8 protein-coding genes are annotated in these 15,267 nt (G+C 71.6%); 4 read left to right on the forward strand and 4 right to left on the reverse strand.

Going from position 1 to position 15,267, the window contains the following annotated elements:
• Positions 1 to 416 (forward strand): non-reducing end alpha-L-arabinofuranosidase family hydrolase (locus DQE82_RS21910; RefSeq protein ID WP_255423824.1); only part of this gene is annotated, 416 nt, incomplete at its 5' end.
• 27 nt (positions 417 to 443) lie between these two features.
• Entirely contained in the window at positions 444 to 2,174 is a 1,731-nt protein-coding gene (locus DQE82_RS21915) for a cellulose binding domain-containing protein (RefSeq protein WP_043324291.1), read from the forward strand.
• A gap of 62 nt (positions 2,175 to 2,236) precedes the next feature.
• Here DQE82_RS21915 and DQE82_RS21920 read toward each other — a convergent pair whose 3' ends face one another.
• Positions 2,237 to 3,802 carry a polysaccharide lyase family 1 protein gene (locus DQE82_RS21920; protein ID WP_113973643.1) on the reverse strand — a complete coding sequence of 522 codons (1,566 nt, stop codon included), beginning with the start codon at positions 3,800 to 3,802 and terminating at the stop codon, positions 2,237 to 2,239.
• 330 nt (positions 3,803 to 4,132) lie between these two features.
• Between DQE82_RS21920 and DQE82_RS21925 the strand changes: the two genes are divergently transcribed.
• Positions 4,133 to 5,344 (forward strand): hypothetical protein, encoded by a 1,212-nt coding sequence (locus tag DQE82_RS21925; RefSeq protein ID WP_069089770.1) that lies wholly within the window; start codon positions 4,133 to 4,135, stop codon positions 5,342 to 5,344.
• Here DQE82_RS21925 and DQE82_RS21930 read toward each other — a convergent pair.
• On the reverse strand, positions 5,282 to 6,244 hold the full coding sequence (locus tag DQE82_RS21930) for a DMT family transporter (RefSeq protein ID WP_113973644.1): 963 nt from the start codon (positions 6,242 to 6,244) through the stop codon (positions 5,282 to 5,284). The two genes, DQE82_RS21925 and DQE82_RS21930, sit on opposite strands and share 63 nt — an antisense overlap.
• A gap of 40 nt (positions 6,245 to 6,284) precedes the next feature.
• Between DQE82_RS21930 and DQE82_RS21935 the strand changes: the two genes are divergently transcribed.
• Positions 6,285 to 7,676: a PLP-dependent aminotransferase family protein gene (locus DQE82_RS21935; protein ID WP_113973645.1), complete on the forward strand. Its 1,392-nt coding sequence runs from the start codon at positions 6,285 to 6,287 to the stop codon at positions 7,674 to 7,676.
• 209 nt (positions 7,677 to 7,885) lie between these two features.
• Here the strand turns inward: DQE82_RS21935 and DQE82_RS21940 are convergent, their stop codons facing one another.
• Together DQE82_RS21940 and DQE82_RS21945 are read right to left on the reverse strand one after the other, a co-directional pair.
• Entirely contained in the window at positions 7,886 to 12,172 is a 4,287-nt protein-coding gene (locus DQE82_RS21940; RefSeq protein ID WP_113973646.1) for a discoidin domain-containing protein, read from the reverse strand.
• Between the two features lie 92 nt (positions 12,173 to 12,264).
• Positions 12,265 to 15,153, reverse strand: a complete 2,889-nt coding sequence (locus DQE82_RS21945) for a discoidin domain-containing protein (RefSeq protein ID WP_113973647.1) — start codon at positions 15,151 to 15,153, stop codon at positions 12,265 to 12,267.
• Between the last annotated feature and the right edge of the window lie 114 nt (positions 15,154 to 15,267).

Here is a 15,267-nt window from a genome sequence, read left to right on the forward strand (position 1 = left end):
GGAACTTCCCCGGCAGCTTCGGGTCGAACTACACCACGATCATGTCCGACAGCACGAACAACCTGTTCGAGGCCGTGCAGGTCTACAAGCTGCAGGGCCAGACCCGCTACCTGATGATCGTCGAGGCGATCGGCTCGCAGGGCCGCTACTTCCGGTCCTTCACCGCCACCAGCCTGAACGGATCGTGGACCCCGCAGGCCGCCACCGAGTCCAACCCGTTCGCCGGCAAGGCCAACAGCGGCGCCACCTGGACCAACGACATCAGCCACGGTGAGCTGATCCGCACCACCGCGGACCAGACCTTCACCGTCGACCCCTGCAACCTCCAACTGCTCTACCAGGGCCGCTCCCCCAACTCCGGCGGCGACTACGGCCTCCTGCCCTACCGCCCCGGACTGCTCACCCTCCAGCGCTGAGCCGGACCGTCCAGGAAGGAAGGTCGCATGAGAAGGCACAGAACGACCCGTACCGCGGTGTTGTCGGCCGGCGCGGTCCTGCTGGCGTCCACCGCGATGGCCGCGGCGCTGCCGGCCGGAGCGGCAGCCGCCGGATGCGCGGTCACCTACGCCGTGTCGTCGCAGTGGCAGGGCGGCTTCGGCGCGAACGTGACGGTCACCAACCTCGGTGACCCGGTCAACGGCTGGACGCTCACCTGGTCCTACGCCGCCGGCCAGACCGTCACCCAGGCGTGGAACGCCACCGTCACCCAGAGCGGAGCGGCGGTGACCGCCCGCAACGTCGACTACAACGGGTCGATCCCCACGAACGGCAGCACGTCGTTCGGGTTCAACGGGGCCTGGACCAGCAGCAACCCCGCGCCGACGAGCTTCGCGCTCAACGGGGTGACCTGCACCGGCGGCACGACGCCCACGTCGCCGTCCACCTCGCCGTCCACGTCACCGACGAGTTCGCCGACCACCTCGCCCAGCACCCCGCCGCCGACCGGGGCGGCGGACATCACCGTCAACACCGCCAGCCGCTACCAGACGATCGACGGGTTCGGCGCCGCCGTGTCGATCTGGGGCGGCGCCTGGTCGACGGCCGAGACGCAGACGCTCGTCGGGCTCGGCCCCAACCAGCTCGGCCTGTCCATCGTGCGTACCGGCATCTCGCCGGTGTCCGGCGAGTGGGGCACCCAGGTCAGCGCGCTGCGCACGGCGAAGTCGTACGGGTCGAACGTGAAGATCATGGCGTCGCCGTGGACCGCCCCGGCGGCCTGGAAGACGAACAACAGCCGGATCAACGGTGGCAAGCTGCGCACCGACTACTACGACGACTACGCCAACCACCTCAACAGCTACGTCCAGTACATGCGCAACCAGGGTGTGACGATCGACGTCACGTCCGTGCAGAACGAGCCGGACTGGCACCCTGACTACGACTCGATGGACTGGAGCGGCACCGAACTCCAGACCTTCGTGCGGGAGCAGGGCGCCAAGGTGCAGAACACCAAGCTGATGGTCGCCGAGGCGGTGAACCTGAACTACGGCTACACCGACCCGACGCTCAACGACGCGGCCGCCCGCAACAACATCGGCTACATCGGCGGACATCTCTACGGCACCGAGGCGTCCGGCCGGCTGAAGCCGTACACGCTGGCGCAGCAGTACAACAAGCCGGTGTGGATGACCGAGTGGAACCTGCACGAGGCCGACGGCGGCGGCTCCAACATCTGGGGCAACCCGGCCAACGCCGCCGCGTGGAACGAGACGCTCGACGACATCATGCGCACCGTGCACAAGTCGATGGAGTCGAACTGGAGCGCGTACGTCTGGTGGTACGGCAAGCGCTACTACTCGTTCATCGGTGACGGCGAGTCCGCGTACGGCACCGTGGCGGGCGCGCCGCTCAAGCGCGGGTACGCGTTCTCGCAGTACGCGAAGTACGTGCGTCCCGGCTACCAGCGGGTCGCCCTGACCAAGAGTTCCAAGGCGTCGCCGCTGGAGGTGACGGCCTATTCCGGCGACGGGAAGGTCACGCTGGTGATCCTCAACCGGTCCACCAGCGCGGTGAACAACGCGATCATCCAGGCGCCGCAGAACGTCAGCCGGGCGGAGTACGTGGCCACGTCGCAGAACGCGAGCGCGGCGAGCCAGCCGGTCGGCGTGAACGGCAACCAGGTCACCGTGAACGTCGGCGCGCGGAGCATCTCCACCGTCGTGCTCACCCTCTGACCGGGGACACGCAACAAGGGCGGGGGCGGCCGGATCGGCCGCCCCCGCTCGTGTGTGACGTGCTAGCTGGCGTACGTCTCGAACTCGCCGACTCTCGGCGTACCGTTGGAGCTGTTGATCTTGAAGTTGATCTTCTTCAGCGAGGTCGCGCCGAAGGTGATCTGGCCGGCCCCGTTGCCGGAGGCCAGCACCGCGCCGGTGTCGTTGTTGACGAGCTGCCACGACCCGATCGAGCCCGAGGTGCCGGACGGCTCGCGGATGACCACGCGGGAGACGGTGGTGGCCGAGCCCCACTTGATCGAGACGGTGCCGGTCGACCCGGACGGCGACCAGTAGGTGCTCAGGTTGCCGTCGCGCACGTTGCCGTAGCTGGTGCCGTCGGCCTTGCTGGACCCGTCCGCGCCGGCGCCGGAGACGAGGCTCAGGTTGGTCCCGCCGGACGGCGGCGGGGTGGTCGTCCCGGGCGGCGGCGTGGTCGGTGCGGGCGTGGTCGGCCCCGGCGTCGTCGGCGCCGGGGACTGCGGCGTGCAGTTGCCGTCGGACACCCGCAGGCCGGTGTTCGCGCCCGCCGTCTGCCGCACGATGTCCGGCACGCAGCTCGCCGCGTCGAGCCGGTACGAGTACGGGACGCTCACGGTGGTCGTCGAGGTCACGTTCGGACCCGCCGGGTAGTTGTCGGTCCCGGGCGAGGACCAGGTCACGTTGTCGAAGATGTTGCCACTGACCTGCCAGGTGCCGCGCTCGCTGGTGTAGAACGTGCCGAGCACGTCCTTGGAGTTGCGGAAGTAGTTGTTGTCCACCTTGGCCCGTGCGCCGGCCCGGGAGTTGATGCCCGACTCGTGCAGCCCGTTGTAGTGGTTGTTGAACATGTGGGCGATCCCGCCGCGCAGCAGCGGCGTACGGGAGTCGATGTTCTCGTACAGGTTGTGCTCGAACGTGATGTAGCCGTTGCCGCGGTCGCTCTCACTCGATCCGATGAGGCCACCGCGGCCGGAGTTGCGCAGGATGCTGTACGACAGCGTCACGTACTGGGTGTCGTCCTTCATGTCGAACAGGCCGTCGTAGCCCTCCGACTCCCCGCCGGACGCCTCCAGCGTCACGTGGTCGACCCAGACGTTACGGACGCTGCTCTCCATGCCGATCGCGTCACCACCGTTGGAGGTGGGCGAGCCGGACTTCTTGACGTTGCGCACCGTCACGTTGCGGATGATGATGTTGCGGGAGTCGCGGATGTGGATGCCGAGCTGGTCGAAGACGGCGCCGCTGCCCACCCCGATGATGGTGACGTTGCTGATCTGCTTCAGCTCGATCACGCCGTCGGCGGTGTTGCAGCTCGATCCGGAGACCTTGCTGGTGTTGCCGTGGTTGATGGTCCCGGTCACCTCGATGATGATCGGGGTGCTGCTGCTGGCCCGGCCGCAGAGCGCGGCGTGGATGGCGGTGCCGGTGGTGGCGCGTACGATCTGCCCGCCCGCGCCGCCGGTCGTGCCGCCGTTCTGGGTGGCGTAGCCGGTGGCGCTGCCGGCCGCCGCCGACGCCTGCGGGGACGGCAGCGCCACGGCGACGGCGATACCGACGACCGCCGTGGCCAGTGCCGCGTGGAGTCGCAGCGCGACTGGTCTTCTCATGTCGCCTCATTCCTTTTTCGAGCACGCGGGAATTGCCGCCGAGCCGCGGCAGCAACCGAATGGGAATAGTGCGGAGCCGCGACGCGATCAGGCGCGTCGCCGGCGGATGTCGTTCATCTGCGATGCCCGGGCCGCAAACGAAACATCGATGTAACGCGATCGTATGAAAGCGCTTTCGCTCAGGGCAAGAGGTAGCGTTTGCAGGTTTTTTGCACTGCTCAGGGCGGCCGGACGCCGGGGACGCCACCTTGACGGGCGGCGAGATCGATGGTTGCCTGCACCTCACCCTCGCATCGACGTCCGTCTAACTCTGCCCCCACGAGGAGCGCCATGTCCCGATCCCGCAGGACCCGCACCCCGGCGGTCGTCGCCGGCGCGGTCGCCGCCGTCCTGGCCGCCTCCCCGGCCCCCGCCGCGCCCCTGGCGGCACCGGCCACCGGCAACACCTGGAGCGCCGACCTGGCCGGAGTCGACTCCGACGACGTCAACGTCCACTGGACCGGCACGGAACTGCGCCTCGCCGACCCGGCGCACCGGCCCGCGGCCCGGCGCGGCATCGCGGCCGAGGGCACGCTGCTCGTCGCGCCGCATTCACTCGCCGCACCGGCCAACCGGGTCCGGGCCGACGTCGTCGCAGTCCCCGCCCGCGACGGCGCCGTCGAGGTGGCGGCGCGCGGCTGGCGATCGGGCGCGTGGACCGAATGGCGGGCCGTGACCGGCGCCGCCGTCTTCGACCAGCCGGTCACCCGGGTGCAGATCCGGGTGGTCCTCACCGCCGACCGGCCGTCCGCCGCGCCCAGCCTGCGCACGCTCCGGCTCACCGCCGACTCGGTCGCCGCCGTCACGGCCGCCACGCCCGGCCTCACCTACCGGGTGTACGCCACCCGCGAGGGCCTGGTCGGCGGCACCACCGCCAACGGGCACGTGATCGTCTCCCGGGACCACTTCGTCGCGCTGCCCTCGTTCCGCGGACTCGCGCCGAAGAACACCGGCGACTACACCGTGCGGGTCTGCACCACCACCCGCAGCCGCTGCGAGTACGCGCCGGTCTGGGACGTCGGACCGTGGAACACCAAGGACGACTACTGGAACCCCAGCAGCACCCGGGAGATGTGGAAGGACCTGCCGCAGGGCCGGCCCGAGGCGCAGGCGGCGTACCAGAGCGGCTACAACGGCGGGCGGGACCAGTTCGGACGGGTGGTGGGCAGCCCGGCCGGCATCGACCTCGCCGACGGCACGTTCTGGGACGGCCTGCTGCTGACCGACAACGCCTGGGTCGACGTCGCCTACCTCTGGACCGGCACCGGCACGCGCGGCCGCATCGGCAGCGGGCCGCTCAACATCCGCTCCGGTCCCAGCACGAGCAACCCGGTCGTCGGGCTGGCCGCCACGTACGCCGACGTGCCGATCGAGTGCTCGGTCAGCGGCCAGTCGGTGAGCGGCCCGTACCGGACCACCACCCAGTGGAACCGCCTCGCGTCAGGACACTTCGTCAGCCACGCGTACGTCTCCAGCGTGACCGGCACCATCGCGCCCTGCTGAGGGCGACCGGCCCGGGGCGCGCGACGGTGTCGCGCCGCCCCGGGTGCGCTGGATGAGCACGACGCAGGCGAGCACCGCGCCCGCCACCACGAGCGCGCCGGGCGTGACCGCCTCGCCGAGCAGCAGTGCCGACCAGATCAGCGTGAGCACCGGCTGGACGAGCTGGATCTGGCCGACCTTGGCGATGCCGCCCCGGGCCAGCCCGGCGTACCAGGCGAAGAAGCCGAGGAACATCGACACCACTGTGAGGTAGCCGAACCCGGCCCAGGCGGCGATGCCGCCGTGCGGCGGGTGGACGAAAGCGGCAACCGCCGTGACCGGCGCGGTGACCGGGAGCGACAGCAGCAACGCCCAGCAGATCGTGCGGGCGCCGCCGAGTTCGCGGGCCAGCCGGCCGCCCTCGGCGTACCCGAGTCCGCAGAGCACCACGGCGGCGAGCAGGTACAGGTCGGCGGGCGCCAGCGTCCCGCGGATCGAGCCGCCGGCGGCGAGGAACGCGAGCACCAGCGCCAGTCCGGCGATGCTGGCGATCCAGAACAGCGGCGGCGGCCGTTCCCCGGCCCGCAGCACCGCGAACACCGCCGTCATGGCGGGCAGCACGGTGACCACCACCGCGCCGTGCGCCGATGTCTGTGTGGTGAGCGCCAGCGAGGTGAACAGCGGGAAGCCGACCACGACGCCGAGCGCGACGATGGACAGCCGTCGCCACTGGTCCCGGGTGGGGCGTGGGGCGCCGGTGAACCGCAGGTAGGCCCACGCGAGCAGCGCCGCGCCGACGGCCCGTCCGAACGCGACGAACCAGGGGTCGAGTGTGTGCACCGCGACGCGGGTGGCCGGCAGCGACATGCTGAAGGCCAGCACGCCCAGCGCGCCGAGGGCAACCCCGCCGCCCGCTCCCACCGTTACCGTCGTTGGTGCAGTAGCGCTACTCTCTGCTGTCATGAATGATGGTAGCGCTATCGAGCGTGTCGTCCGGCATCTGGGTGCGCTGGCGGCGGACGCCGTCCCCGGCACGCGACTGCCGTCGGTACGGGAGCTGACCGCCCACCATCACGTCTCCCCCGTCACCGTCGCCGAGGCGACCCGGCGGCTCGTCGCGGACGGCCTGATCGAGACACGGCCGGGACGTGGCGCGTACGTGTCGAACCGGCGCGCCGACCCACCACGGCCGGACCTGTCGTGGCAGACCGTCGCGCTGGGCTCACGGCGCGACGGCGAGGAGGAGATGCAGGCGCTGCTGTCGCTACCGCCGTCGGGCGCGATCCCGCTGACCGGCGGCTACCTGGACCCGGACCTCCAGCCGGCCGCCGCGCTCGGCGCGGCGCTCGCCCGCGCCGCCCGGCAACCGGCGGCGTGGCAGCGCGGCCCGGTCGAGGGACGCGCCGACCTGCGCGCCTGGTTCGCCCGAGCGGCCGGCGGGGGCCTGCGCGCCGAGGACATGGTGATCTGCCCGGGCGGGCAGGCCGCGCTCTCCACCACGCTGCGGGCGCTCACCACACCCGGCGACACGCTGCTCGTCGAATCCCCCACCTACCTGGGCGCGCTCGCCGCCGCGCGCGCCGCCGGGCTGCGGGTGGTGCCGGTGCCCGCCGACACCGACGGGGTACGCCCCGACCAGCTCGCCGCCGCGTTCGCCCGCACCGGCGCCCGCCTGTTCTACTGCCAGCCGCTGCACGCCAACCCGCACGGCGCGACGCTCTCCCCCGCACGGCGCGCCCAGGTCGCCGAGGCGGTACGCGACGCCGGGGCGTTCCTCATCGAGGACGACTACGCCCGCGACCTCACCATCGACGGGGAGGCCCCGCCACCGCTGGCCGCCGACGACCCCGACGGACACGTCGTCTACCTGCGCTCACTGACCAAACCGGCAGCGCCCGGCCTGCGCATCGCCGCGCTCGGCGCACGCGGACCGGCCGGAGCCCGGCTGCGCGCCGCCCGCCTGCTCGACGACCTGTTCGTTGCCGGGCCGCTGCAACAGGCAGCGCTGGAGTTCCTCACCGCGCCCGCGTGGGACCGGCACCGCCGCAGCCTGCGCGTACAGCTGCGGGCCCGCCGGGAGGCGCTGCTAGCCGCACTGAACCGCCACCTGCCGCAGCTGGCGCCGCGCGACGTCCCGCGCGGCGGCCTGCACCTGTGGGTACGCCTGCCCGACAACACCGACGACGTAGCGGTGACAGCGGCGGCCGCGGCGGCGGGGGTGACAGTCTTCCCCGGCCGCCCCTGGTACGCCGCCGAACCCCCCGCCCCGCACCTGCGCCTCACGTACGCCGCCGCCCCACCCGAGCAGATGGACGAGGCCATCCGCCGCCTCTCCACCGCCCTCCCCCACTGACCGGCGGACCTACCTCCCCCGTCGATCTTGGACTTGTGGTGCCACAGCTTGTCGGCTTCGCCCCACTATCAGAGGCGCCACAACTCCAAGATCGACGCGCCGCCCCGCAGCCCCCGCGATCTTGCACTTTGGCACCCCCCATACCAGGAGTAATCCGGCATCGCGGGGGCCGAAAGTGCAAGATCGCGGGGGTGGGAGAGGCCGCGAGGTTAGTTGCGGGTGATCGTGAACGTACTTGTGGTGTTCTTGATGTCCTGGGCGTTGTCGGTCAGGCGGAGGTTGGTGAAGGTGGCCGAGCCGACCGCGGGGCCCTGACCTGCCTCGGGCATCTCGTTGACCCAGATACCGAAGCCGGACTTCGCATCGAACGCGTCACCGCTGCGCCGCGCGCCGGAGATCGACACGTTCGTCAGGACCGTGTCGGTGATCGGGTTCTCCGGCTGGCTGCCGTTGTACTTGGTCTGGAACATGATCCCCGAGTACGTCGGATCGACGATGTCCACGTCGCTCACCCGGATGCCACGGAACTCCTTCGACGCGGAGAACAACCACATCGCCGGGAACGTCTGCGCGCCCCAGAAGTGCCCGCCGGAACGGATCAGCGAGATGTTCTCGAACCGGGTGGGTGGGCTGGCACCGAACCCGACGAACGGGTAGCCGAAGTCCAGCGAGCTGATCGTGATGCCCGAGTACGTGAGCTGGTCGGCGATGTACAGGTTGCGGAACACGTTGTCGTAGCCGCCGTACACCGCCAGCCCGGCTGCCCGCCAGGTCAGCGTGGCGGTCAGGTTCTCGAACACGTTGCCGTGGTTGCCGCCGGAGCCGCCGGAGTCGGTGGCGGAGAACAACGCGAACGCGTCGTCGCCGTTGGAGCGGCCCTCCGAGTTGGTGACCAGGTTGTTCGTGCTGCCGTTGGTCATGTTCACCGCGTCGGCGAAGGTGTTGCGGAACCGGCTGTCCCGGATGGTCAGCCCGTCCACGCTCACCCCCCAGTACGCGCACACGGTGTGCTCGACCCAGACGCTGTCCAGCGTCAGGTCGTCCACGTCCTTCAGTTCGCCCCACACCTTGCCGGGACCGTCGATCCGGTTGGTGTAGTTGCCGAAGAACGCCAGGTGGGCGAAGGTCGAGCCGCTGGCCGAGGACTCGACCCGGAAACCGGCGTCGGTGTTCTGCTGGTTGCGCGGCGTCTGGAACCGGGTGTACCACATGCCGGCGCCGACGACGTTCACCGCCTTGCCGTACACCTGGAACTTCTGCGCCGTCTCGTACGTGCCGGCGGGCAGGTAGACGCCGACCAGCGTGCCGGTGGTGTCCATCCGTACCGCGTCGAGCGCGTTCTGCACGTCGGCGTGGCTGAACCCGGTCGGCACCTTGTAGCGGGCCGGGTCGGGGTTGGCGCGCGGCGACACCAGTTCGGTGTCGACGAAGTCGATCGCGTACGTGGTGCTGTTCGCCGGGTCCTTCTGGAGCCGGATCCGGCTGCCTGCCGGGACCGTGGTGTCGAGCAGCACGTTCGCCTCGTCGTACAGGTGCCGGGGCGCGCCCGCGCTCGGCGAGTCGCTGGGACCGGCCTCGGCGCCGTAGAGCCAGATGTGCTTCGAGGTGAGGCTCATCGGCTTGTGCAGCACACCGTTGACGTAGACGTTGATGGTCGAGTCGATCCCGCCGCCGCCCGGCGCGTCCGGGATGGAGTAGCGGGCCACCAGGGCGTTCGCGGCCGAGCGGGTGGTCCACTCGACGTACGCGCCGGTTGTGTTGAGCGTGACCGCGCGGCGCCCGGACGCCTCCCCGGCGAGGTCGCCGATGGTGCGGTTCGGGCCGATCACCTGCGCGCCGCCTCCGGTCGTGCCGTCCTCGGCCTCGTACGCGTCGTACGGCAGGTTCGCCCCGCGGCCGACGAACAGCGCCCGGTCGCTGGTGTTGTTCTGCCGCTTCACCGGCAGCTCGTTGCCGTCGTCGGCGAGCACCACCCGCACCGTGTACCGGCCGTTGGCGGCGGTCCACGTGCCGAGCGACACCGGTCCGGCGGTGGCACCGGCCGCGATCGTGCCGCTGTACGAGCCGGTGAGCGTGCGGACCACCGCGCCGGACTGGTCGCGCACCGTCAGCGTGATGCCGTGCGCGCCGCTCGCCGACGCGATGGTGCCCTGGTTGCGCAGCGTCACCGCGAAGGAGACGGTGGCGCCGGCGCTCGGCGTGCCGGGTGACCAGGTGACGGCGGAGGCGACCAGGTCGGAGCTGGCGACCGGGCTGACGGTCAGCGGGGTCGGGCTGGTGTAGGAGTTGTTCGCCTCGTTCTGCTCGATCACCGCGTTCGACTCGTCGACCTTCGCGGTGAGCGGGTAGCTGCCGGCGTCGCGTACGCCGATGCTCGCCGAGACGGTGCTCGACGCGCCCGCGGCGAGCGCGCCGACGGAGGCGGTGCCGACCTTCGTCGTACCCAGGTAGAGGTTGACGTCGGTGGCGGCGGAGGCCGCGGTGCCGGCGTTGCGCACGGTGGCGGACAGCGTGATCGCGTCGGTCTCCACCGGCGCGGACGGCGACGCGGTGACCGCCGTGACGGTGAGGTCCGGGTTCGGCGCCGGGACGCCGATGACCTGAAGTTCGGCGACCTGGCCGTTGGCGGAACCGGAGTTCGCGGTGAACTGGAGCCGGACGTCGGCTGCGGTCGCGGAGACCGGGACGGTCACCGTGTTGGCGCTGGCCGGGTTGAAGGAGTACGTGGCGGAGCCGACCAGGCTGGTGAACCCGGACGCGGACTGCTCCCGCCCGAGCACCTGGAACGTCTGGGTGCGCGCGCCCCACGCCGGGTCCGGGTTGAGCTTCACCACGACGGCGCTGATCGCGGCGTTGGCGCCGAGCGCGACGGTGAGCGTGCTCGGGTACGCGCCGGGCGCGCCCTCCCAGTACGTGGTGACGTCGTTGTCGACGGCGTTGGCGGCGGCGAACACGTGCACCATCGACGACGCGGTGGCGGGCTTGCCGACCGCCAGGTTCGTGCCGCCGGTGCTGCTGCCGGTACGGGTGACGGTGTTGCTGTTCGCCGACACGTTCCCGGCGGCGTCGCGGGCCCGCACGTGGTAAGAGACGGTCGCGCTGTCCGGCTGGCTGTCCGTGTAGGTGAGCGTGGATCCGCTGACCGTGGTGCGCAGCGAGCCGTTGGCGTACACCTCGTAGCCGGTGACGCCCACGTTGTCCGTGGACGCGGTCCAGGTCAGCCGGATCTGCCCGCTCGCCGGCTGGGTGTAGGCCAGGTTGCCGGGCGCGGTGGGCGCGACCGTGTCCCCGGTGTTGCCGGTGCGGGTGACCGTGTTGCTGTTCGCCGACACGTTTCCGGCCGCGTCCCGCGCCCGCACGTAGTAGGAGACGGTGGTCCCGGCGGGCTGGGTGTCGGTGTACGTCAGCGTGCTGCCGCCGACGGTGGTGCGCAGCACGCCGTTGGCGTACACGTCGTAGCCGGTGACGCCCACGTTGTCGGTGGACGCGGTCCAGGTCAGCCGCACCTGGTCGGTGGCGGGCTCGGTGAACGCGAGGTTGCCGGGCGCGCTCGGCGCCTGGGTGTCGCCGGTGACCGGGCCGTAGACCTCCAGCTCGCCGAGCTGCCCGGCGGGCCAGGCGCTGTTCGCGGTGAACAGCAGCCGCACGTACCGGGTGGACGCGGTGGGCACGGTGACTGTCACGGTGTTGCCGCCGCCCGGGTCGAACGCGTACGCGGCGGAGGCGACGAGCGTGCCGAACGCCGAGCCGTTCGTGCTGCCCTGCACGGTGATCGTCTGGGTGCGTGCGCCCCAGCCGGGCGGCAGCCGCAGCACCAGCCGGTTGACGCTGGTGGCGGCGCCCAGGTCGGCCTGGATCCACTGCGGGAACGCGTTGTTCGGGCTCTCCCAGTACGTGGCCGCGTTGCCGTCGTTGGCGTTGCCCGCGCCGTACACGTCGGCGTGACCGCTCTCGGTCATGGTCCGGCCGAGCGCGAGGTTGGTCGAGGAGGTGGCCGCGCCGTACACCTCCAGCTCGGCGAGCTGCGCGGCGGCCCAGCCGGTGTTCGCGGTGATCACGACCCGCAGGTAGCGGGCGTCGGTGGCGGTGAAGCCGAGCGTCACGGTGTTGGCGGCGGCCGGGCTGAACGAACGGGCGGCGGGCGCGACGACTGTGGTGAAGCCGCTGCCGTCGGCGCTGGCCTGCACGGACAGCGTCTGGTTGCGGGCCTCCCAGGCGGCAGGGAGCTTCAGCACGACCTGGTCGACGGCGCGGCTGGTGCCGAGGTCGACCTGGGCCCACTGGGGCAGCGCGCCGCTGCTCTCCCAGTAGCTGCCCTGGTTGCCGTCGGTCAGGTTGGCCGCGACGTAGGGGCCGTTGACGCTGCTGGCGGTGGCGGTGCGCCCGGCGGCGAGGTTCGGGCCGCCGGCGGCGAGGGCCGGTGGGGCGGGGGCCGCGGTGACGACCAGGCCGACCGCGGCGAGCACCGCGACGATTCCGGTACGGAGTCTGGACATGGTGGACGGACACCTTCTTCCCGGGGGAGGTGGAGAGGCGTTCGGGGGTGGGGGTGCGGTGGCGCGGCGGGGATGGTCCCCGCCGCGCCGGGTCAGGAGGCGTACACCTCGAACTCGGACAGCTGGCCGGCCGGCCAGCCGGTGTTGCCGGTGAACGTCAGCCGCACGAAGCGGCGGTCACCGGCGGGCAGCGCGATCGACACGCTGTTGCCGCCCGCCGGGTCGAACGTGTAGCCCGCCGCCGCCTTCAGCGTCGCGAACGACGAGCCGTCGGTGGAGCCGAGCACCGCCACGGTCTGGGTACGGGTCTGCCAGGCCGCCGACGGGGGCAGTTTCAGCACCACCCGGGCGACCGGCCGGGCGCTGCCCAGGTCGACCGTCACCGACTGGGGGAAGGCGTTGTTGGCGCTCTCCCAGTAGGAGTTCGCGTTGCCGTCGACGGTGTTGGCGGCGCCGTACACGTCGGCGTGGCTGGTCTCCGCGACCGGCCGGCCCGCCGCCAGGTTGCCGGTCGGTGGCGCGGTGGTGGGCGGCGCAGTCGTGGTGGGCGGCGCAGTCGTGGTGGGCGGCGGTGTGGTGGTGCCGCCGCCGTACACCTCCAGTTCGGCGAGCTGGCCCGCCGGCCAGCCGGTGTTGCCGGTGACGGTGACCCGGACGAACCGCCGGTCGCCGGACGGCAGCGCGATCGACACCGTGTTGCCGGCGGCCGGGTCGAAGACGCGGCCCGCCGACGCGGCGAGCGTCGTGTACGAGGAACCGTCGGTGGAGCCGAGCACGGACAGCGTCTGGGTACGCCGTTCCCAGCCGGGCGGGAGCTTCAGCACCACCCGGTCGACGGTGCGGGACGCGCCGAGGTCGACGGTGAGCGACTGCGGGAACGCGTTGTTGGCGCTCTCCCAGTAGCTGGCCGGGTTGCCGTCGACGGCGTTGCCGGCGGCGTACGTCTGGGTGGTGCTGGTGGCGGTCGCCGGGCGGCCCAGGGCCAGGTTCCCGCCGGCCGGCGGCGGTGTGGTCGGCGGCGCGGTGGTCGGCGGGGCCGTCGTCGGCGCTGCCGTGGTCGGCGCCGGGCTGGTGGGCGGCGGGCTGGACGGTCCGTTGCCCCACTGCGGCTGCGGCCACGGCCCGCAGTACGGGGTGGGCGTGTACCAGCCGGAGTTGCCGGCGCCCTGGGTGATCTGGAAGCCGCTGCCGACGCAGTTGTGGATGGGGTTCGACTGCGCGATGCCGGTGGCCCGCACGTTGGTGAACCGGACCTGGCTGGGCGCCTGCACCTGGAGCGCGTACGTGCCAACGCCCTCGATGCGCACGTTGTCGAACGAGATGCCGCTGGTCTGCCCCTCGATCCAGTGCAGCGCCGCGTACGAGCTGTCCAGGATGTCGGTGTCGGTGACGTTGATCGCGGCGCCCTGGATCGGCTCGTTGAGCGCGGAGAACCAGATCGCGCCCACGCCGAACTGCCAGTTGTAGTCGGAGTTGCCGTTGCGGATCAGCGTGTTGCGGGCCACCGTGATCGTGCCGGCCACGGCGGTCGGCCCGGTGACGCCCGGATAGCGGTTCGCCACGTGGATGCCACCGCCGTTGGTGACCGAGTCGGCGGTGACGTTGTCGGCGATGGTGATGTCCCGCCCGCCGTACGTGACCAGGTGGTTGGCCAGGATCGTCACGCCGATGGTGTTGCGGGTGAAGGAGTTGCCCACGTTCGGCACGCTCTGCGCCCACATGGCCAGCGCGTCGTCACCGGTGTTGCGGACGAACGTGTTCGTCACCGTGGAGTTGGTGACGCCCCAGTGGAAGTTCACCCCATCGGCGGTCTGGTCCAGGATGCGGCTGTTGCGGATGGTGAAGTTGTCCATCGGCCCGTCCATCCAGGCGCCGACCTTGGTGTGCTGCAACCACAGGTTGTCCACCACCGAGTTGCTCATCGCGCCGCCGATGGCGTTGACCTGGTCCTCGTCGACGCGTTCCCGGATGTCGCCGATGATGGCGAAGTCCCGCAGCGTGACGTTGCGGCTGGGCCCACCGGCCTCGTGCGGGCGGATCTCGCCGGAGTAGCCGCCGCCCGGCACGTACTTGCCGTAGATGCCGGCGGCACGTTTACGGTCGGTCGGGTGCCGGCCGCCGAGCACCGAGTACCAGGGGCCGGCGCCGCGCAGCGTCACGCCGTCGACCACCACGTGGTCCCAGAGCGTGAACGTGCCGGCCGGGATCCACACCGCCCGGCCCTGCGCCTTGCCGGCGTCCACCGCGGCCTGGAACTTCGCCGTCGAGTCGGTGGTGCCGGTCGGGTCGGCGCCGAAGTCGGTCACCACGTCCAGCACGCCGGACGGCTTGGTGATCTGCGCCCCGACCAGCTCGAAGTCGGCCAGGTCGATGGTGAACGTGGGTGACTGGGCGGTCGAGGACACCTGGAGGCGGATCTTCGTGCCGGCCGGGTACGTGGTGCCGAACATGGTGCGGGTCTCGTCGTAGAAGTGGTGCGGGTTGGTGTCGCCCGGGTTGTTGTTGAACGGGTAGCCGCCGTAGTACCAGCCGTACCGGGAGGTGACCGGCACCGCCTTGACCAGCGTGCCGTTGGCGCGCAGGTCGATGGTGGCGTCGCGGCCGGTGCCGGCGGCGTTGTCCGGCAGGCTGTACCGGAACGTGACCGCGTTCGCGGGGGCGGTGAGCGTGAACTCGACGTACTCGCCGACGGCGTCGAGCGTGACCGCCTCCCGGCCGGACGCCTCGGACGGCAGCGTGCCGTAGCGCCGGTCGGGGCCGATCTTCGTGCCGTTGTGGGTGGCCTGCTCGGCTTCCTGCTCGCGGAACGGCACGGTGGCGCCGCGTCCGGTGATGTCGAACGGGGACAGTCCGGCGGCGTACGCCGGGGTGGCGGTCGTGGTGAGCGCCACGACGACGAGTGTCGAGGCGGCGAGCGCGGCGGCGGCGAGGGCGGCCACGCCGGTGCTGCGGTGGCGGTGCGCGGTGCGGTGCTCGGCCATGCGGGGTGTGCTCCCTTTCGTCGGTGGCCAGATCCCCCCGTGCGGCGTTGCCTCTCCTTCCTCCTCCCCAGGTGTGCGGCGTCTGTGGCGGCCGGGACGGGCCGCCGGGTGTTT

The sequence above is a fragment of the Micromonospora sp. LHW51205 genome, assembly GCF_003315815.1.
Taxonomy (GTDB): domain Bacteria; phylum Actinomycetota; class Actinomycetes; order Mycobacteriales; family Micromonosporaceae; genus Micromonospora; species Micromonospora chalcea.